We start from the raw sequence: 18,530 nt of genomic DNA on the forward strand, positions 1-18,530 counted from the left end.
ACACGCTCCTTGCCGGTGGGGGCTTTTTTCCATCGGCTGGGATCAGGCGGCAGAGCCCGGAAATTCAGTGTCCGGGAAACTGCGCTGATCCGCCAACAAGCCATAGGGAGTGCAATATGGCCAACTATGAAACCATTCTGATTGCACGTCAGGATGTTTCCGCCACCCAGGCGGAAGCACTGGCTGATCAGTTTCAGGGCTTCCTGACCGCCGAAGGTGGTGAGATCGCCCGTCGTGAATACTGGGGTCTGCGTAACCTCGCATACCGCATCAAGAAAAACCGCAAAGGTCATTACGTTCTGCTGAACTACACCGCGCCCGCAAGCGCCGTGCAGGAAATGGAACGCAACATGCGCCTGTCCGAAGACATCCTGCGTTACATGACGGTTCGCACCGACGACATGCCGGAAGGCCCGTCCGTTGTCATGCAGCGTAAAGACGAGCGTAGCGACCGTGGCCCGCGTGGCGGCCGTGGTGGTGACCGCGGCGATCGTGGTGACCGCGGCGATCGTGGTGACCGTGGGCCGCGTGGTGGCTCCAAAGAAGGGAGTGCAGAATAATGGCTGTACGTCGTCCTTTCTTCCGTCGCAAAAAGACTTGCCCGTTCAGCGGCGAGAATGCGCCGGCTATCGACTACAAAGACGTGAAACTGCTGCAGCGTTTCATGTCTGAACGTGGCAAAATCGTACCGTCCCGCATCACGGCTGTTTCCAACAAGAAACAGCGTGCGTTGGCTCGTGCGATCAAGCGCGCCCGTTTCCTGGGTCTGCTGCCCTACGTAATCAAGTAAGGAGGCAAATCCCATGGATATCATTCTGATGCAGCGTGTAGAAAAACTGGGCCAGATGGGTGACGTTGTCGCCGTCAAAACCGGTTATGCACGTAACTACCTGTTGCCGCAGGGCATTGCTGTGCGCGCCAACAAGGAAAACCTGGCTAAATTCGAAGCTGAGCGCGCTCAGCTCGAAGCTGCCAACCTGGAACGCCGCAACGAAGCCGAAGCGGTTGCAGAAAAAATGGACGGTCTGACCGTTACCATGATCCGCGCCGCTTCCGACTCCGGCCAGCTTTATGGTTCCGTCACCAGCCGTGACATCGCCGAAGCTGTGACCGAAGCCGGCTTCACCGTCGACCGTAACCAGGTTGTGGTTGAACGCCCGGTGAAAACCCTCGGCATCTTCGGTTTCCGCGTGCGCCTGCACCCGGAAGTCGACGTGACGGTTTCCGTCAACGTCGCCCAGTCCGAAGAAGAAGCTCAGGCACAGGCCGACCGCGTTGCACGCGGTGAGCCGGCCGTCATGACGGCTGCCGAGCAGGATGCACGGGAAGCTGCCGAAATGGCTCGCGAACAGTCCGCAGCAATCGCTGCGGCTGCCGCTGAGGCAGAAGCGGAAGCTGAAGAAGCACCTGCTGCTTCCGAGGAAGACAGCGCCGAGTAATCGGTCTGTCACTCAAGGCACAGGAAACGGCGTTGCGAGCAATCGCAACGCCGTTTTCTTTTGCGTAACAGGTCAGGACATAGCGCCCGATAGCTGGGTCGTAATCGCGGTGATAATTGCAATAGAGCGGATGGGTCAGGCCGGTCGTGCCGCGCCCGGTTTCCTCATCCACATATTGCCCCGGCAGCCGCAGCGCCAGCATGGAGGAGCCCAGTTGCGATTCCACCCCGCCGAAGGGGCGAAGCGCCGCATCCCAGGTGACGGAACCACTGTTGTCCCCGTTATCCACATAATCCACAGGCAGGTAATGCCTGACTGATCGGTTTCCGCCTGCTATTGTTGGGGATCGAATTTGGGGTAATCAGTAAATGTCCGATAATACGGTCACCGATTTGCGTGCGACGCCGTCGCATGAGGAAACCACCGACGGAAAACTTGTCCGCCAGCCGCCGCGCAACGAAGAGGTTGAGGCAGCACTGCTGGGCGCGATCCTGCGTAACAACCGCGCCTATGAACGCATCGCGGATGTGCTGCGGCCGGAATATTTCTTCGCACCGGAACATCAGAAGATTTATACCCTGATCAAGCGCATGATCGACGCCGGTCAGGAAGCGCGCCCCACCACGCTGCAGCATATGGTGGATGCGGACGAGGCGCTGAAATCCGTCGGCGGGTCGGAATATCTCTACGAGTTGGCTGCCAATGTGGTCACGGTCATCAACGCGACCGATTATGCCAACACGATTGCAGACCTTTATCTCAAGCGTGAATTGATCCAACTGGGCGAGGATACGGTCAACGACGCCTACGACATGGATTTCGACGAGACCGCCGAACGCCAGATCGAACGCGTCGAACACCGTCTCTACAACCTCGCCACCACCGGTGAGATCGACCGCGGCGTCACCACGCTGAAGGAAGCGGCCTATAACGCGCTGGTCCATGCAGAGGAAGCCTTCAAGCGCGACAGCCATGTGGTAGGCGTCACCTCCGGTTTCCGCGATATCGACAACATGCTGGGCGGGTTGCACCCGTCCGACCTGATCATCCTGGCAGCCCGTCCCGCCATGGGTAAAACCGCACTGGTCACCACCATCGCCTATAACGCGGCCAAAGCCTATCGGCAGTTTGAGGACGAGACCGGCAAGGTCATCGAGGAAGGCGGCAAGGTCCTCTTCTTCAGCCTGGAGATGTCCGCAGACCAGTTGGCCGGCCGTATCCTGTCCGGTGAGGCCAAGGTATCGGGTGACAAGATCCGCCGTGGCGAGATTGACCAGGAAGAGTTCACCCAGATCGCCCGTGCCGCCCAGGAACTGGCCAAGGCCCCGTTGTTCATCGACGACACACCGGGCCTGTCCATCACCGGCATGCGGCAGCGTTCCCGTCGTGTGAAGCGCCAGCATGGCTTGCATATGATCATCGTCGACTACCTGCAACTTCTCTCCGGCCCGCCGGAAAAAAAGAACGACAACCGTGTGCAGGAGGTCTCGGAAATCACCCGTGGCCTCAAGATGCTGGCCAAGGAACTGGAAGTGCCGGTCATTGCGCTGTCCCAGCTCAGCCGTCAGGTGGAAAACCGCGAGGACAAACGCCCGCAGCTTGCCGACCTTCGTGAATCGGGCTCCATTGAGCAGGATGCCGACGTGGTGAGCTTCATCTATCGGCCCGAATATTACCTGCAGCGTGAGCATCCCGAGATGCGCCCCAACGAACCGCAGGAAAAATACCTGGAACGCGTGCAAAACCACGAACAACGCCTGGCGGAATCCCGTAATGTGGCGGAATATATCATCGCCAAACAGCGTCACGGTCCGGTCGGAACGGTTGAACTCTTCTTCGATAACGATTACGCCCGTTTCGGCGACCTCGACCGTCATCACGGCGGCGACGGCTTCTGATTGTCATCATTCAGCGATGAGGGATCTGTGACTGCACAAGCTTCCGGTTTTGACTGCGGCCCGGCCCATGCGCCCGGCCTGCTTACCATCGACCTTGACGCCATTGCGGAAAACTACCGCATTCTCTGTACCCGGGCCGCCCATGGCCGATGTGCAGGCGTGGTCAAGGCCAATGGCTATGGCCTTGGGCTTGAGCCGGTTATAAAAGCCCTTTGGTCTGCCGGTTGCCGGACTTTCTTCACCGCCCATCTGGACGAGGCGATCGCCGCGCGCAGCCATCTGCCTGAGGCGGAAATCGGCGTGCTCAACGGCCTGATTACCGGTGACGAGGATATCTATCGCGGCCATAACCTGCTGCCGACCCTGAACGATCTGGGCCAGCTCCATCGTTGGGCGGATTATTGCCGCGGCGCGGGACAGCCCCTGCCCGCCTCCCTTCATATCGACACGGGAATGGCACGGCTGGGCCTGCCGCAAAAGGAACTGGAACAGCTCTACGCAGACCTGTCTCCGTTGGAGGCAATGGACCTGCGTTACATCATGAGCCATATGGCCTGCGCCGATATGCCGGAAGAACCGATGAACCAGGACCAGCGGGACCGCTTTGCCGAGGCGCTGAAAAAGTTGCCGAAAGCAACCGCCATGCTTGCCAATTCCAGCGCCACTTTCCTGGGCAAGGACTGGCATTTCGACATGCTACGTCCCGGTGTTGCGCTGTTTGGTGGTGCGCCGAACGAGGATGGGCCAAACCCGATGAAACAGGTTGTCCGGCTTCAGACGAAAATCCTGCAGATTCAGGAAATTGACGCCCCCCAGACCGTTGGCTATGGTGCGGCTTTCAAGGCAACCGGACCGCGGCGTATCGCGACCCTGGCGGTTGGTTACGCAGACGGTTTTCTGCGCTCCCTCTCCTGCCGGGGAACGGCATATTATGGAGATCAGGCGCTGCCGCTTGTGGGCCGGGTGTCGATGGACTTAACCGCCGTGGACGTCACAGATGCGCCGACGGCCCAAGTGGGGGAGATGGTCGATTTGATCGGGCCCAATCACGATATCAATGCCCTGGCGCGAGAGGCCGGAACCATCCCCTATGAAATCCTGACAAGTCTGGGACAGCGCTACAAGCGCCATTACGTAGGGGGCTTGCAGCCATGAACCCGCTTCGCCCGATCGGCGCCGCCTTCCTCCGTTTTCTGGAAACCGCAGGTCGCCTGACACTTTTTGCTCTGGTCAGCCTGTCCCATTGCATCCGTCCGCCGTTTTATCCGCGACTGATCGGGCGGCAGATGCTGGACATCGGCTATTACTCTCTACCGGTGGTCGGCCTGACGACGCTTTTCGCAGGCATGGTGCTGGCCTTGCAGAGTTACACAGGTTTCGCCCGTTTCTCCGCAGAAGGCGCAATCCCCAACGTGGTGGTTTTGTCCATCACCCGTGAGTTGGGGCCGGTTCTGGCCGGTCTGATGATCGCAGGGCGCATCGGAGCTGCCATGGCGGCAGAGCTTGGCACCATGCGCGTCACCGAACAGATCGACGCCTTGGAAACACTCTCTACCAATCCTTACAAATACCTCGTTGCACCGCGTCTGGTCGCTGGGGCCACAATGATGCCGCTTCTGGTGCTGGTCGGTGATGTGATCGGCGTTTTCGGCGGCTATCTGGTCAGCATCTACAAGCTGGGCTTCAATCAGGCGACCTATATCCAGAACACCTGGAACTTCCTGGAAACCGTCGACGTTGTGTCCGGGCTGGTAAAGGCGGCGGTCTTCGGCCTGCTGGTGGCCCTGATGGGTTGCTACCACGGCTATCACAGCCGGGGCGGCGCACAGGGCGTTGGCACCGCAACCACCAACGCCGTGGTCTCCGGGTCCATCCTGATCCTGACTGCCAACTATCTGATCACAGAGCTGTTTTTCGCCCAATGAGCAGCGCCCAGGACAATCGCCCCACCAAAATCCGCATGGTCGACGTGCATAAAAGCTTCGGCCCGAAGACGGTGCTGGACGGCTTTAACCTGGAAGCCAAACAGGGGGAATCCGTGGTGATTATCGGCGGGTCCGGTACGGGTAAATCCGTATCCCTGAAATGCATCCTAGGCCTGCTGACACCCGACAGCGGCGAGATTGAAATCGACGGTGAACCGACCGTCGGGCTCACAGGGACGGACCGCGACCGTGTCAACGCCAAGATCGGCATGCTGTTCCAGAACGCAGCCCTGTTTGATTCCGTCAATGTCTGGGAAAATGTCGCCTTCTCCCTGATCGAAGGGGACAAGATGCCGCGACGCAAGGCGAAAGACATCGCCATGAGCAAGCTGGCGCAGGTGGGATTGAAGCCGGATGTGGGTGAGATGAACCCGGCGGAACTGTCCGGCGGCATGCGCAAGCGTGTCGGCCTCGCGCGGGCCATCGCCAACGATCCGGAAATCATCTTCTTTGATGAGCCTACCACGGGCCTTGACCCGATCATGGGCCATATCATCGACAGTTTGATCGTCAAATGCGTGCGCGAAATGGGCGCCACCGGCCTGACCATCACCCATGACATGGCCAGCGCGCGCCGGATCGCCGACAAGGTCACAATGCTCTACAAGGGCAAGAATATCTGGACAGGCCCGATTGCGGAATTGGACGAATCAGGTAACCCTTACGTCCATCAGTTTATCAACGGCCTGGCAGAGGGACCTATCGAAATGCCCCTGCTGCGGGCCTAACGCGTATTTTTCAGCAATGGCAAAATCGAAAATTCGTTACGTCTGCCAGGCTTGCGGCTCCGTACATCCCCGCTGGGCCGGGCGGTGTGACGGCTGTGGCGAGTGGAACACCCTGTCGGAAGAAATGGACGACAGCGCGCCCCTGGGCAGCAAGGCAAGCAATACCAACAAGCGCTCTGCCAAACGCATCGAATTTGTGCCCCTCAAAGGGGAACGCGAACAGGCCCCGCGTGTCACCACGGGCATCGACGAATTCGACCGCGTCACAGGTGGCGGCCTCGTGGAAGGCTCCGCCATCCTGATTGGCGGTGACCCGGGTATCGGCAAATCCACCCTGTTGCTGCAGGTCATGGCGGCAATCGCCAAAAAAGCGCCTGTTGCCTATATCTCAGGCGAGGAGGCCATTGATCAGGTCCGTATGCGGGCAAGCCGCCTAGGCGTGGCCGACGCACCGGTCCAACTGGCCGCCGCAACCAATCTGCGCAACATCATCGCGACCCTGGAGGCCCCCGACGGCCCCAAAGTCGCCGTAATCGATTCCATCCAGACCATGTTCATTGACGCATTGGACAGTGCACCGGGCACCGTCGGTCAGGTCCGCGCCTGTGCGCAGGAACTGATCCGGGTCGCCAAACGCAACGGGGTCTGTGTCCTGATCGTCGGTCACGTCACAAAGGAAGGTGCGATTGCCGGTCCGCGCGTATTGGAACATATGGTCGATACAGTCCTTTATTTCGAAGGGGAACGCGGCCACCAGTTCCGTATCCTGCGCGGGGTGAAAAACCGTTTCGGCGCAACCGACGAAATCGGCGTGTTCGACATGACCGAACAAGGCCTGATGGAAGTGCCCAACCCATCGGAACTATTCCTGGCCGATCGTCAGGACGGAATTGCGGGTGCCGTTGTCTTTGCCGGTATCGAGGGGTCCCGCCCAATGCTGGTGGAAATACAGGCGCTGGTTGCCCCCTCCCCGCTGGCGACACCGCGCCGTGCCGTTGTCGGCTGGGACTCAAGCCGTCTGGCGATGGTTCTGGCGGTCCTTGAGGCCCGGGCAGGCTTTTCTCTGTCGGGAAACGACGTATATCTCAATGTAGCCGGTGGATTGCGCATCAATGAACCGGCGGCAGACCTGGCCGTCGCCGCCGCGCTTATTTCCTCACTCAGCCAGACGCCGGTGCCCTCCGACATGGTTGTTTTCGGGGAAATCGGGCTCAGCGGCGAGGTCCGCGCGGTCAGCCAGATGGATGCCCGCCTTAAAGAAGCCGAAAAATTGGGGTTTGCTTCATCCCTGACCCCTAAACGGCGCGGCGACAAGAAATCAAAAACAAAAGGCCTCCGCCGGATTGAATTGCCGGACCTCCTTGGTCTGGAAAACCTTTTCGGTGAAAATGGCCTCGGCAACCAACTTCAAAATCTGGCGGGAGCGTAACTGTTGGAAAATATGCCAATCAATATCGTTGACATCATCACCCTGGTCGTGCTGCTGCTGTCAGGCATTCTCGCGACCATGCGCGGTTTCGTCCGTGAGGTGTTGAGTATCGGTGCCTGGGTTGGCGCCGCGGTTGTCGCGATATATGGCTATCACCCGCTTCGCCCTCATGTGGACCAACTCACGGATATTGCGCTGCTGGGCGATATTATTACCGCTGCCGGGCTGTTCCTGGTGTCGCTGGTGGCGTTCAGCGTTTTGAGTGCACAGATATCCAAAGGCGTGAAGGAAAGCTCTGTCGGCTCTCTGGACCGGGCGCTGGGCTTTCTGTTCGGACTGGCGCGCGGCGCGTTTCTCGTATGCCTGATCTATCTTGGGGCAAGCCTTGTTTTTGAAGAGAAAGACATGCCGGACATCGCCCGTTCGGCCAAAAGTTATCCTTATGTTAAAATGGCTTCCGAGAAACTCTTGAGTTTAGCGCCGGAAAACTTTAAATCCGGGTCTCAGGATGCAGGAAACGAGATCAGGCAGAGCATCGACGACGCAGCGGCTTTGAAACGTCTAAACGAACGGCTGAACAACCCGAAACCCGCTGCCCCGACAAATGGGCAAAAGGACGGGCAGAAAGACCAGCCGGGCTATAGCGATGAAGAACGGTCGCAACTGGACAGCCTGATCCAGGACAATCAGTAAGGCCTTTACCATATGCTGACCACCAATCCCTTTGACGACGACAAGCTCAAAGAAGAATGTGCAATCTTTGGCATTTGGGGCACCTCTGACGCACCAGCGCACGCAGCCCTCGGTCTCCACGCACTGCAGCATCGCGGCCAGGAAGCCACCGGTATCGTCTGTACCGACGGCAAGGAGTTCAGCACCCACCGGGCCATGGGCCATGTGGGCGATGTCTTCGGCGACCCCCGTGTCATGGAACAGTTGAACGGACATGGCGCCATCGGCCACAACCGTTATTCCACCACCGGCGATTCCATGCTGCGCAACGTACAGCCGATCTATGCCGACTTTGAATTCGGCGGACTGGCACTGGCGCATAACGGTAACCTCACCAACGCGCTGTCCCTGCGCAAGGAACTGGTTCATTCCGGCAGCATTTTCCAGTCGACGAACGATTCGGAGGTCATCATTCACCTGCTGGCCACCAGCCGCGGCCCGGTGAAGGAACGTCTGATCACGGCACTGCGCCTTGTCGAAGGGGCTTACTCCCTGGTCCTGCTGACCAAGAAAAAACTGATCGGCGTACGTGACCCCCTGGGTGTGCGTCCGCTTGTCCTGGGCAAGGTTGGCAATGCCCATGTCCTCGCCTCTGAAACGGTTGCCCTGGACATTATCGGGGCCGACTTCGTCCGCGATATTGAACCGGGTGAAATGGTCATCATCGACGATGACGGGATTGAAAGCGAATTCCCCTTCGCCAGGAAGGCCAGCCGTTTCTGCATCTTTGAATATATCTACTTCGCCCGCCCCGACAGCATTCTGGAAAACAAGTCGGTTTATACCGCGCGCAAGAATATCGGCGCGGAACTGGCCCGTGAATGCGGTATCGAGGCCGATGTGGTTGTCCCCATCCCCGACAGCGGTGTGCCCAGTGCGGTCGGCTTCGCACAGGAATCCGGTGTTCCCTTCGAATATGGCATTATCCGCAACCACTATGTGGGCCGGACCTTCATTGAACCGAGTGACGAGATCCGCCACCTGGGTGTAAAACTGAAACACAATGCCAACCGTGAATACCTGCAGGGCAAGCGCGTGGTGCTGGTGGACGACAGCATCGTACGCGGCACGACATCCCGCAAGATTGTGGAGATGGTACGTGATGCCGGTGCGACCGAAGTTCATATGTGCATCGCCAGCCCGCCGACAGCCCATAGCTGCTTCTACGGCGTCGATACACCGGAACGTAAAAGCCTGCTGGCCGCCAAGCATAGCATCGACGAGATGCGTGACCTGATCGGTGCCGACAGCCTGACCTTCATTTCCATGGAAGGTCTCTATCGCGCCATGGGCCTGGAAGGCCGCAACGCAGACGCACCGCAGTATTGCGATGCCTGCTTCTCCGGCGACTATCCGATCCCGCTGGTGGATAAGGACTCCGGCGGCGACGCCAAGAAACTCTCCCTCCTACGAGAACAGGGTAGCTAATTAATGTCACAGAAGAAACTGGAAGGCCGGATTGCTCTGGTCACCGGGGCCAGCCGAGGCATCGGCTATGCCGTAGCCAAACAGTTTGCAAGCGAAGGCGCTCATGTGATTGCCACCGCACGGACCGTTGGCGGCCTGGAAGAACTGGACGACGAAATCCGGGCTGCCGGTGGCGTCTGTACCCTCGCCCCCATCGACCTGCGCAAAGGCGAGGAAATCGATGCGCTTGGGTATTCGCTTTATGAGCGTTTCGGCAAGCTGGACATTCTGGTCGGCAATGCCGGTGTCCTGGGCGGCCTGTCGCCGGTCAGCCACCTGGACCCGAAAGACTGGGACCACGTGATGGCGGTCAATGCGACAGCCAACTACCGCCTGCTGCGCAGCCTCGATTCCCTGCTGCGTAGCAGCGATGCTGGCCGGGCGATCTTTGTGACCAGCCGCCTCGCCCATGACTGCAAGCAGTATTGGTCCGGCTATGCGGCCTCCAAAGCGGCTCTGGAATCGCTGGTTAAAGTCTACGCCGCAGAGGTGGAAAAGATCACCTCCGTCCGGGCGAACCTGATCAGCCCCGGCCCAATCGCAACGGCGCTACGGGCCAAGGCATACCCCGGTGAAGACCCGACAACTCTGCCAAAACCGGCGGATATAGTCGGGACATTCGTCGAAATGGCCGAAGCTGGTTTCGACAAATCCGGTGAAATCATCGAAATCTGACGACAAAAAAAGCCCGCTTTCGAAGCGGGCTTTTTTTAAGCTGTCTTGGTTGAGGGCGCCGGTCATTCCACCGTGTTGGACACCTTTCGCAGGTTCCACTGCCCTTCGCAGCTTGACGTTTTCCAACGCCCGCTTGCTTCTTCACCATCGAAACGGCCGGTCATTTCCGTGCGCCGGTCGATAATGAAGGTTTCCACTTCGCCATTTTGAAGGACGCCGTCATCCCCGACCCAACCCGACAGGGTCACGTCTTTTCCCTTGTGACGGGTCAGGGCCTTCAGTTGGCCGTGCTCAACCGTCCCCTGCAAGGGCATACGGCGCAGACAGGAACGCTCGCCATAGGACAGGCTGATCCGGCCAACCCAGCGCCCGTCATAGGGCCCCGGTTCGCCACCAAGGCCAACCGTCTGCAGGCATCCGCCCAAAAGCAGCGCTGTTCCAAGGGCTCCAGCCATTATTCCCTTACGCATTGCAGCCTCCTAGACACGATCCTCAGGATTTCGGCGCGAAGGGGTTTTTCCCCTTGCGCGTATGAATTCGAAGCGGAATTCCCGGCAAGTCAAAATCTTCCCGCAGGCCGTTCACCAGATAGCGGATATAGGACTCCGGCAGGTCTTCCGGCACGGATACAAAAATCGCAAATGTCGGCGGACGGGTTTTGGCCTGCGTCATATAACGCAGTTTGATCCGGCGACCGCGCGCCAGCGGCGGCGGATGCGCCTCTGTCATGGCATAGAGCCATTCGTTCAAACGCGACGTGGAAATACGGCGGTTCCAGGTCTCGTAAATCTTCAGAACCGCATCCAGCATCCGGTCCAGATTACGCCCTTTCAGCGCGGAAATCGTCACCACCGGCACGCCCTTGACCTGCGGCAGCGAGGTCATGATGCGGTCATGCAACTTGTCCAGTGCTTCCTGCTTTGCGTCGACGGCGTCCCATTTATTGGCAACGATGATCAGGGCACGGCCTTCCTCGATCACCTGACGGGCAATGGTCAGGTCCTGCTTTTCCAGCATGTCATTGCCGTCCAGCACCAGGGCAACCACCTGGGCAAAGCGCACCGCCCGCAGGGTGTCGGCAGCAGACAGGCGTTCCACCTTGTCCGTCACCTTGCCACGGCGGCGCAGGCCGGCGGTATCGACCAATTTGACCGGCCGTCCCTTCCACTCCCAGTCAAGGGCGATGGAATCACGTGTGATCCCCGCCTCCGGCCCGGTCAGCAGGCGATCCTCACCCAGCAGTTTATTCACCAGGGTCGACTTGCCCACATTGGGCCGTCCGACAATGGCAAGCTGGATCGGGCGGTTCGGTGCCTCTTCCTCAAGCGGTTCGCCATCCTCGTCGAGTTCCACATTGACGTCAACACCGTTGATCGCCTCATGGGCCTCGGCTTCTTCGGCATAGGGCAACAGCGCCTGATAAAGATCGATCATACCCTCGCCATGTTCTGCGGAAAGGGCAATCGGGTCACCCATTCCCAGGCCATAGGCCTCCATCAGTCCGGGTTGACCGGCAGCGCCTTCGCATTTGTTGGCACAGAGCAGGACCGGTGTTTCATGACGCCGAAGAACCTGTGCAAAATGCTCGTCCAGCGGCGTCAGCCCCGCACGCGCATCAATCAGCAACAGCGCCACATCGGCATCCTGCAAGGCTTGTTCGGTCTGGCGGCGCATGCGCCCTTCCAGACTGTCATCCAGGGTGTCCTCAAGGCCCGCCGTATCAATCACGCGAAAACGCATGTCGGAAATGCGGCCCTCACCCTCGCGGCGGTCACGGGTCACGCCGGGCTGGTCATCGACAATAGCCAAACGTTTACCGACCAGCCGATTGAACAGGGTCGATTTACCGACATTCGGTCGGCCAATAATAGTTACCGTAAAGGTCATAACTCTAATTCCTAGCGGAAGGCGATCAAACGCCCTCCTTCCGTCTGGACGTAGACTGTCCCCCCGGCGACCACAGGGGCCACATGAACGGGGTCTCCAACGTCCTCTCTGCCAAGTATTTTGCCGGTATAGGGCGATACGGTCCACACTTCGCCCAGGGAGTTCCCCAAAATCAACCGGTCTCCGGCCAGAACAGGACCAACCCACGTAATCGCATCCACAGGATCTTCCGGATCCTCCCAGATCGGCAGGCTGGTAAGCCAACGCACCCGGCCACCACGGCGGGTCATTGCCACCAAATGCCCCTCATTGGCAAGCACAAAGAGGAAATCGCCTGCAATCCAGGGCGTATTAATGCCGCCAATGCGCTTTTCCCATATCCGGGCACCGCTACTCAGGTCAAAAGCCGCCATCCGTCCGGCCTGGCTCAACGCATAGACAATACCACGGTCAATAACCGGTGCCCCGCGGATATCCGCCAGACTGGACAGCGCATCCACGCGGCGCAGCGACGTCAGGGTGCCGTTCCATTCCACACGTCCGCTCTTCGCGCCAATCGCGAAAATTTCGCCCGAGGAATACGGTACAACCGCAACCTTGTCGTTCAGTGCCGCACTGCTGCCGCCCAACATGCCCGCTGTCTCGCTAAAGCCGGTGTGGCTCCAGAGCTTGTCGCCATTTTTCGCGTCAAAGGCCACGCTCTGGTTGTCTACGGTTGTAACCAGCACGATGCCCTTGGCAACCGCGGGGGCAGCACGCATCGGCGCATCGACATTCGCCCGCCAGATTTCCGCACCATCACTTGCCTTCATCGCCACCAGCTTGGCATAGCCCGTGGACAGATACAGTACCCCGCCCTCAAAGGCCAAACCGCCACCGAAAGCATCGTCATCCTCGTCCGGAATTTCCACCTGCCTGCGCCAGACGACATCACCGTCCTTGGTGTCAAAGGCGGACACCTCATAATCGACATCGACGGTATAGACACGGTTGCCGACAACGATTGGCGCCGACAGCAGGCGTTCCTCCTCATCACCGCCATCGCCAAAGCTGGACGACCAGACTTCCTTCAGATTGGAAGCGGTCTCGAGGTGGTGCATCGCATGGTCGGAGTAACCGCCGGATTGCGGCCAGTCCGGGTTCAGATAGGGTTTGGGCAGACGAACTTCCAGATCGGCCAGACGCTGGTCCGGCTCCAGATCGCTTTCCAGCAGCATGACGGACAGGCGCTCACCGGGAAGCGGCGGCGCCTCGTCATCTCCAAGCCAGCTTCCGCAACCGCCCAAGGCGAGACCTGCCGACAGGGCGGAAAGGGCCGCAAAGGCCTTCAGGCGGATACGAATCGACATGGCCTATGCTCCCACTGCCTGCAGCAATTCACTTGCACGCTGACGGGCCGCCTGCGGGGCCTCTGCGTCGTCGGTAATTTTCTTGAGGTAATCCGCAGCCGCTTCCTTGTCACCCTTGCGGATCGACAGGCCTGCAGCCATTTCATAGGCGGTAAAACGCCAGGGAGCTTCCGGTTTCAACTGCGATGCCAGACGGTCCAGCAGGGTTTGCGGGTCACCGCTGTCAAGTTGGTGCATAACCGCCAGGACAAGAGCCAGCTCGGAATAGATCGGGTCGATGGAACTGTCAGCGGCCACGGCGTCATAGACGGCAACCGCGCCTTCATTGTCGCCATTTTCCGCCATCAGGGACGCCTGCTGCAAACGCGCCAGCGTGCCATAGCCACCACCGTCTTTGGCCATAGCGGACAGTTGGTCGATCGCACCCTTTACATCGCCATTGCGCGCCAGGTCCCCGGCTTCGTCGAACCGATTGGCCATTTCCGCCTTCTGGCTCGCCTGATAGTGACGCCAAGCCGTGTTGCCCGCAGTCGCCAGAACGATCACCACCGCAACCGCGATGACATATTTGCCATATTTCTTCCAGGCCTCTTCCAAGCGATCGCGCTTCAGGTCCTCTTCAATTTCGTCGAAGATGTCTGACACGTTCCAATTCCTTCGGTTTCTGCGGTCAAAATACGAAAGTGTTACAAAGCGTGCACAGGCCGCTACGTCAAGTCCGCAGGGGCCTGTTTATGCAAGGCAAAGCAAAATAGCCGGTCGTCCCTACTGACGCCACTTAATTGAGCAGCCCATACTGGGATATTGCACCGCAGGGCCTTTACCGGTTTCAGCCACCTGCTTCATAGCGTCAAACAGCTCACGCTTCGCACCGGGCACCGCCTCTTTGCGCGATTCGTCCAGACGCCCGCGATATTGCAGTTCCAATTTTCCGTCAAAGCCGAAAAAGTCCGGGGTGCAGACAGCATCAAACTGCCGGGCCACATCCTGGGTTTCATCGACCAGATAGGGAAAATCGAACCCATGAAGCTCGGCAAAGGTCAGCATCTTTTCCGGCGCATCTTCCGGATAATTCTGCCAGTCATTGGCATTGATCGCGACCGTATTGATGCCCAATGCACGCAGGTCCCGGCTGGTATCCACAACCCGGTCAATCACCGCCTTCACATAGGGGCAGTGGTTGCAAATAAAGATGACAAGAGTGCCCTTTTCACCGCGCAGTTCGGACAGTCGGTAAACGCGGCCCGCCGCATCCGGCAGATCGAAATCCGGCGCGCGCCAGCCAAAGTCACAAATAGGCGTTTCGGCAGCCATGATCTTCCTCCTCGCCAATTGGAATTCACCCCTAGAGTTTTAAGCATATCGGCTTTCTGTCGCAAGGATGCTTCCCGTCATTCGCCGTTCAATTCTGGCCCGTTTTTTGCTAATGTTCTCAGTGAGTTTGAAAAACTCTTGGGGAGTGAAGCAGAAGCAATGGTTTTCATGTCAAATACCGGGAAGAAACTGATCCGCCGTTCGGCAGTATTTGCCACCCTGCTGGCAATCACGCCGATGTTGGGCGGCTGCCTGCAAGCGCCTTTTGCCGCCGCTGCAGGCGCGACCGTAGCCTTCGTCCATGAAGACAAGCTGCCCACGGACTACATTGCCGAAGCCGTCACCGGCGAGGATTGCTCCTATGTCCGGCGCCTCGAAGATGGCGGGCCGCTATGCCGAAGCTATGACTACGGACAGGTGATCGAAAAACCCATCTATTGCTACCGATCGCTTGGGAATGTAACCTGTTATGACAGGCCCAACCCATACGGGGACGGGGCGCAACCAGTTCAATAGGCGCGGTACGCCCGCGCGGGAGGATGTTGCCGGGCCATATGACGAACCTGATAGAGCTGACCCAACATCGCGAACCGGGCCAAAAGAAGCCCCGCGTCTCTTTTACAAAAGAAGAGCTGCGGGCGATCCTTGATGTTTATTCCCGCCATGTAGCACAGGGCGAATGGAAAGATTACGCCATAGACATCAATGGCCCCGTCGCCACCTTTTCCGTCTTCCGCCACAGTTTTGACTCCCCCCTCTTTTCCTTCGGCAAGCGCCGCAACGGCAGGGCGATCGAATATATGCTGCTGGACAAGGGCCGTACGGTCAAACGCAGCACCTCGCTCAAGGCAATTCTCAAGCTTGTCGACAAGCCAATGAAATTGATCCGCCTGCCAGACTGACAGACGGATCAACACACGGGAAGCTTCTAAATGAAGACTTCAGGGCAAAGAAAAATGGAGGCGGCGTTAAACCGCCTCCAAGTTTGTGCGACTTTCCACTTCACGCAGGCGCTCTCCAATCACGGAGGCAGTATCCAGCATGCGGTTGGAGAAACCCCATTCATTGTCATACCAGCTCATCACACGGACGAGACGGCTTCCAACAACCTGGGTTTCGGCAAGATCAACCACGGAGCTAGAGGGGTTATGGTTAAAGTCGCAGGAGACTAAGGGAGCCTTGTTTGTCGTCAGCACCCCTTCCAGGGCACCTTGCGTTGCGTCAGACAAGGCGGCATTCACTTCTTCGATGGTCGTGTCGCGGGCCGCGGTAAAGGTCAGATCAACCACGGAGACATTCGGCGTCGGGACACGCAGGGAGGTGCCATCCAGACGCCCGGCCAGTTCCGGCAGCACCAGACCGACAGCGCGGGCCGCACCCGTGGTCGTCGGGACGATGGACTGGGTTGCCGCACGGGCACGACGCATATCCTTATGCAGGCCATCCAGCAGGCATTGGTCGCCGGTATAGGAGTGGATCGTGGTCATGTAACCATGTTCCATCCCCACCGTGTCGTGGAGAACCTTGGCGACCGGCGCGAGGCAGTTGGTGGTGCAGGACGCATTGGACAGGACCGTATGCTCGGCCCGGATCGCGTCATGGTTAATGCCATAGACAACCGTCAGATCGGCATCTTTGCACGGTGCGGAAACCAGCACGCGCTTGGCACCTGCGGCCAGATGGGCCGATGCCTTTTCCTTGTCGGCGAAGATACCGGTGCATTCAAAGACGATATCAATGTCCAGGTCGCCCCAGGGCAGAGCGGCCGGATCGCGTTCGGCAAAGGTTTTGATCTTGCCCGCGCCCACGTCCATCCAGTCCTCGCCGGAAGAAACCTCTCCGGTAAAGGTGCCGTGCGTGCTGTCATATTTGAAAAGGTGCGCGTTGGCCTCTACGGAGCCGAGATCGTTGATGGCAACGAACTCCAGGTCCTTGCGACCGCTTTCCATAGCAGCGCGCAAGACAAGACGGCCAATGCGGCCGAATCCATTAATTGCAATCCGTGTGGTCATGGCGACCCTCCCGAGAATTGTTGTTCTCTATTGACCACAATTCTTACAGGAAAGACGCCCTGAAACCGACACTCCGACGGGTTGGCGAGGCAAATCTTTAGGAGAGTTTAAAACCCACCCCTTTAGGTAGGAATTAGCGAGACTCCCTGGTCAACGCCAGGGCGACCGCCTGGGATCTGTTTTTCACCCCCAATTTGGAGAACAGATTTTTCAGGTGGAATTTCACCGTATTTTCCGTAATCCCCATATTGGTAGCAATCTGCTTGTTTGAACGACCGGTCTTCAGGGAATCCAAAAGTTCCAGTTCCCGCCGCGTCAAGGCTTCCCACGGGTCCTCGGCAATCTTGCGAAGGTCTGTGAAAGGAAAACTCATCCGTCCTTCCGCAACCGCGCCGACGACTTCCAGCAGGGCCTCGTTACTGTCGCCTTTATGGCAGAAACCCGCCGCCCCATGCAGCATCGCCTCGCGGACAACGCGCGCGCCGGGAACGCCGGTATATATAACAATACGTGGTGCCGCCGGGTCATTCGCCAGAATGTCCAACACCCCCCGGCCATCCTTACCGGGCATCTCCCAACCGATCACACCGACGTCGCAGGGAATCTCCCTGATCTTTTGCAGGAATTCCTCTCCATCGGTCGCAGTTGCCACCACGTCCATCTCCGCCTCGTTTTCCAACAAGGCCTTCAATCCTGTCAGGACGAGTGGGTTTTTGTCGGTAACGATGATCCGCGCGCGACCGGCCATCCGAGTAGTCTCCAATCTAGGGGTTGATGCCTGCGTAAAAATATGCACGCCAGCAAGGCTACCGCAACGCCTTTCTCCCCTCGCCCGCCGATCAATCTACAAAGGCAGTTTGGGACGTTTCGGGATCGTAAGAATGTCAGGGATTCCCTGTAGCGACTCGGCGGTGTGGGGAAATTCACAGCCGCTATATGTGGTAGTTATCCACAAGAACCCTATGAATCACCTTTTTCTATAGTATTCTTTTTTTTCAATAACTTATAACAATATCATCATTTTTAACCGAATCTCCTTGAGACTCGATTTTACGCCGTATATTGTGTCAAAAATACGCTCCAGCACTACATATACGTCTCTATCGCATATGTAGACACAAGAGCGAGGGGAGTGACCGTCAACCACAAGATCCGTGGCAAGCGGTTAGCTGGACCCGAGGGGGGTCCGGAAGGAGAGAAACATGAGCGAACAAAAGGAAATGAGGTCGTATCATGGAGTGGACTGAAGAGCGTGTCGAGACTTTGAAGGGCCTTTGGACGAAGGGATACTCCGCGCGTCAGATCGCTGAACGCCTTGGCGGTGTCACCCGCAACGCTGTGATCGGCAAGGCGCATCGCATGGGCCTGTCGTCCCGCCCGTCACCCATCAAACGGGAAAAACCTGCCGCGCCTGCGGTGAAGGAACGTAGCTGCCAGTGGCCGGTCGGCCATCCGGGCAGTGACGAATTCCACTTCTGCGGCCAGTCAGCAGAGGCTGGGCGTCCCTACTGCCCAAAACATTGTGCCGTCGCCTACCGTCGGCCAAGCAGCAACGAAAACGCTGCCTGATATTACGAACGACTACCTCCAAGCAAAAACGGTCGGCTCTGCCGGC

General features: G+C 58.4%; 21 protein-coding genes. 14 read left to right on the plus strand and 7 right to left on the minus strand.

From position 1 onward, the window contains the following. Positions 1-116 precede the first annotated feature (116 nt). From rpsF to IF205_RS15190, 11 genes are all read left to right on the plus strand, one after another. Positions 117-560, plus strand: a complete 444-nt coding sequence (rpsF, locus tag IF205_RS15140; RefSeq protein ID WP_259780191.1) for a 30S ribosomal protein S6 — start codon at positions 117-119, stop codon at positions 558-560. Continuing rightward, entirely contained in the window at positions 560-790 is a 231-nt protein-coding gene (gene rpsR / locus IF205_RS15145) for a 30S ribosomal protein S18 (protein WP_259780192.1), read from the plus strand. Before rpsF ends, rpsR begins: the two co-directional genes overlap by 1 nt. Before the next feature lie 13 nt (positions 791-803). Next, positions 804-1,439 (plus strand): 50S ribosomal protein L9, encoded by a 636-nt coding sequence (gene rplI, locus IF205_RS15150; protein WP_259780193.1) that lies wholly within the window; start codon positions 804-806, stop codon positions 1,437-1,439. 368 nt (positions 1,440-1,807) lie between these two features. Further along, a complete protein-coding gene (locus IF205_RS15155) occupies positions 1,808-3,337 on the plus strand; it encodes a replicative DNA helicase (protein ID WP_259780194.1) in 1,530 nt (509 codons plus the stop codon). Between the two features lie 27 nt (positions 3,338-3,364). Next, on the plus strand, positions 3,365-4,492 hold the full coding sequence (gene alr / locus IF205_RS15160; RefSeq protein ID WP_259780195.1) for an alanine racemase: 1,128 nt from the start codon (positions 3,365-3,367) through the stop codon (positions 4,490-4,492). Next, complete coding sequence (locus IF205_RS15165) at positions 4,489-5,262, plus strand: MlaE family ABC transporter permease (RefSeq protein WP_259780196.1); 774 nt, start codon at positions 4,489-4,491, stop codon at positions 5,260-5,262. Before alr ends, IF205_RS15165 begins: the two co-directional genes overlap by 4 nt. Continuing rightward, on the plus strand, positions 5,259-6,050 hold the full coding sequence (locus IF205_RS15170) for an ABC transporter ATP-binding protein (protein ID WP_259780197.1): 792 nt from the start codon (positions 5,259-5,261) through the stop codon (positions 6,048-6,050). Before IF205_RS15165 ends, IF205_RS15170 begins: the two co-directional genes overlap by 4 nt. A gap of 16 nt (positions 6,051-6,066) precedes the next feature. Further along, the gene (radA, locus tag IF205_RS15175) at positions 6,067-7,479 is read left to right on the plus strand and encodes a DNA repair protein RadA (RefSeq protein ID WP_259780198.1); all 1,413 of its coding nucleotides are present in this window, start codon (positions 6,067-6,069) and stop codon (positions 7,477-7,479) included. 12 nt (positions 7,480-7,491) lie between these two features. Further along, complete coding sequence (locus IF205_RS15180) at positions 7,492-8,172, plus strand: CvpA family protein (RefSeq protein WP_259783299.1); 681 nt, start codon at positions 7,492-7,494, stop codon at positions 8,170-8,172. Positions 8,173-8,184: 12 nt separating this feature from the next. After that, positions 8,185-9,639, plus strand: coding sequence for an amidophosphoribosyltransferase (gene purF / locus IF205_RS15185; RefSeq protein WP_259780199.1), 1,455 nt, complete (start codon positions 8,185-8,187; stop codon positions 9,637-9,639). Between the two features lie 3 nt (positions 9,640-9,642). After that, positions 9,643-10,353 (plus strand): SDR family NAD(P)-dependent oxidoreductase, encoded by a 711-nt coding sequence (locus IF205_RS15190; RefSeq protein WP_259780200.1) that lies wholly within the window; start codon positions 9,643-9,645, stop codon positions 10,351-10,353. Positions 10,354-10,415: 62 nt separating this feature from the next. On the opposite strand, the gene IF205_RS15195 is transcribed toward IF205_RS15190, so the two are convergent. The 5 genes from IF205_RS15195 to IF205_RS15215 form a co-directional block, all read right to left on the minus strand. Beyond that, positions 10,416-10,823 carry a hypothetical protein gene (locus IF205_RS15195; RefSeq protein ID WP_259780201.1) on the minus strand — a complete coding sequence of 136 codons (408 nt, stop codon included), beginning with the start codon at positions 10,821-10,823 and terminating at the stop codon, positions 10,416-10,418. A gap of 22 nt (positions 10,824-10,845) precedes the next feature. Beyond that, on the minus strand, positions 10,846-12,240 hold the full coding sequence (gene der / locus IF205_RS15200; protein WP_259780202.1) for a ribosome biogenesis GTPase Der: 1,395 nt from the start codon (positions 12,238-12,240) through the stop codon (positions 10,846-10,848). An 11-nt stretch (positions 12,241-12,251) separates the two neighbouring features. Beyond that, positions 12,252-13,589, minus strand: a complete 1,338-nt coding sequence (locus tag IF205_RS15205) for an outer membrane protein assembly factor BamB family protein (RefSeq protein ID WP_259780203.1) — start codon at positions 13,587-13,589, stop codon at positions 12,252-12,254. A 3-nt stretch (positions 13,590-13,592) separates the two neighbouring features. Next, positions 13,593-14,234, minus strand: a complete 642-nt coding sequence (locus tag IF205_RS15210; protein WP_259780204.1) for a tetratricopeptide repeat protein — start codon at positions 14,232-14,234, stop codon at positions 13,593-13,595. Positions 14,235-14,354: 120 nt separating this feature from the next. Further along, entirely contained in the window at positions 14,355-14,903 is a 549-nt protein-coding gene (locus IF205_RS15215; protein ID WP_259780205.1) for a thioredoxin family protein, read from the minus strand. A gap of 168 nt (positions 14,904-15,071) precedes the next feature. On the opposite strand from IF205_RS15215, the gene IF205_RS15220 reads away from it, so the two are divergent. Next, positions 15,072-15,419 (plus strand): hypothetical protein, encoded by a 348-nt coding sequence (locus IF205_RS15220; RefSeq protein ID WP_259780206.1) that lies wholly within the window; start codon positions 15,072-15,074, stop codon positions 15,417-15,419. 38 nt (positions 15,420-15,457) lie between these two features. Beyond that, on the plus strand, positions 15,458-15,805 hold the full coding sequence (locus IF205_RS15225; protein ID WP_259780207.1) for a DUF2794 domain-containing protein: 348 nt from the start codon (positions 15,458-15,460) through the stop codon (positions 15,803-15,805). Between the two features lie 66 nt (positions 15,806-15,871). Here the strand turns inward: IF205_RS15225 and gap are convergent, their stop codons facing one another. After that, on the minus strand, positions 15,872-16,915 hold the full coding sequence (gene gap, locus IF205_RS15230) for a type I glyceraldehyde-3-phosphate dehydrogenase (protein ID WP_259780208.1): 1,044 nt from the start codon (positions 16,913-16,915) through the stop codon (positions 15,872-15,874). Between the two features lie 133 nt (positions 16,916-17,048). Continuing rightward, a complete protein-coding gene (locus tag IF205_RS15235) occupies positions 17,049-17,663 on the minus strand; it encodes a response regulator transcription factor (protein ID WP_259780209.1) in 615 nt (204 codons plus the stop codon). Positions 17,664-18,148: 485 nt separating this feature from the next. Between IF205_RS15235 and IF205_RS15240 the strand changes: the two genes are divergently transcribed. Continuing rightward, entirely contained in the window at positions 18,149-18,484 is a 336-nt protein-coding gene (locus tag IF205_RS15240; protein ID WP_259780210.1) for a GcrA family cell cycle regulator, read from the plus strand. Positions 18,485-18,530 lie beyond the last annotated feature (46 nt).

Origin of the sequence: Aestuariispira ectoiniformans, assembly GCF_025136295.1 — a bacterium.
Lineage (GTDB): Bacteria > Pseudomonadota > Alphaproteobacteria > UBA8366 > Aestuariispiraceae > Aestuariispira_A > Aestuariispira_A ectoiniformans.

Bases quoted from the DNA above. Each gene is read 5' to 3' on its own strand.
- rpsF (WP_259780191.1), top strand. From the start codon at position 117: ATGGCCAACTATGAAACCATTCTGATTGCACGTCAGGATGTTTCCGCC.
- rpsR (WP_259780192.1), top strand. From the start codon at position 560: ATGGCTGTACGTCGTCCTTTCTTCCGTCGCAAAAAGACTTGCCCGTTC.
- rplI (WP_259780193.1), top strand. From the start codon at position 804: ATGGATATCATTCTGATGCAGCGTGTAGAAAAACTGGGCCAGATGGGT.
- IF205_RS15155 (WP_259780194.1), top strand. From the start codon at position 1,808: ATGTCCGATAATACGGTCACCGATTTGCGTGCGACGCCGTCGCATGAG.
- IF205_RS15165 (WP_259780196.1), top strand. From the start codon at position 4,489: ATGAACCCGCTTCGCCCGATCGGCGCCGCCTTCCTCCGTTTTCTGGAA.
- IF205_RS15170 (WP_259780197.1), top strand. From the start codon at position 5,259: ATGAGCAGCGCCCAGGACAATCGCCCCACCAAAATCCGCATGGTCGAC.
- radA (WP_259780198.1), top strand. From the start codon at position 6,067: ATGGCAAAATCGAAAATTCGTTACGTCTGCCAGGCTTGCGGCTCCGTA.
- IF205_RS15180 (WP_259783299.1), top strand. From the start codon at position 7,492: ATGCCAATCAATATCGTTGACATCATCACCCTGGTCGTGCTGCTGCTG.
- purF (WP_259780199.1), top strand. From the start codon at position 8,185: ATGCTGACCACCAATCCCTTTGACGACGACAAGCTCAAAGAAGAATGT.
- IF205_RS15190 (WP_259780200.1), top strand. From the start codon at position 9,643: ATGTCACAGAAGAAACTGGAAGGCCGGATTGCTCTGGTCACCGGGGCC.
- IF205_RS15195 (WP_259780201.1), bottom strand. From the start codon at position 10,823: ATGCGTAAGGGAATAATGGCTGGAGCCCTTGGAACAGCGCTGCTTTTG.
- der (WP_259780202.1), bottom strand. From the start codon at position 12,240: ATGACCTTTACGGTAACTATTATTGGCCGACCGAATGTCGGTAAATCG.
- IF205_RS15205 (WP_259780203.1), bottom strand. From the start codon at position 13,589: ATGTCGATTCGTATCCGCCTGAAGGCCTTTGCGGCCCTTTCCGCCCTG.
- IF205_RS15215 (WP_259780205.1), bottom strand. From the start codon at position 14,903: ATGGCTGCCGAAACGCCTATTTGTGACTTTGGCTGGCGCGCGCCGGAT.
- IF205_RS15220 (WP_259780206.1), top strand. From the start codon at position 15,072: ATGTCAAATACCGGGAAGAAACTGATCCGCCGTTCGGCAGTATTTGCC.
- IF205_RS15225 (WP_259780207.1), top strand. From the start codon at position 15,458: ATGACGAACCTGATAGAGCTGACCCAACATCGCGAACCGGGCCAAAAG.
- gap (WP_259780208.1), bottom strand. From the start codon at position 16,915: ATGACCACACGGATTGCAATTAATGGATTCGGCCGCATTGGCCGTCTT.
- IF205_RS15235 (WP_259780209.1), bottom strand. From the start codon at position 17,663: ATGGCCGGTCGCGCGCGGATCATCGTTACCGACAAAAACCCACTCGTC.
- IF205_RS15240 (WP_259780210.1), top strand. From the start codon at position 18,149: ATGGAGTGGACTGAAGAGCGTGTCGAGACTTTGAAGGGCCTTTGGACG.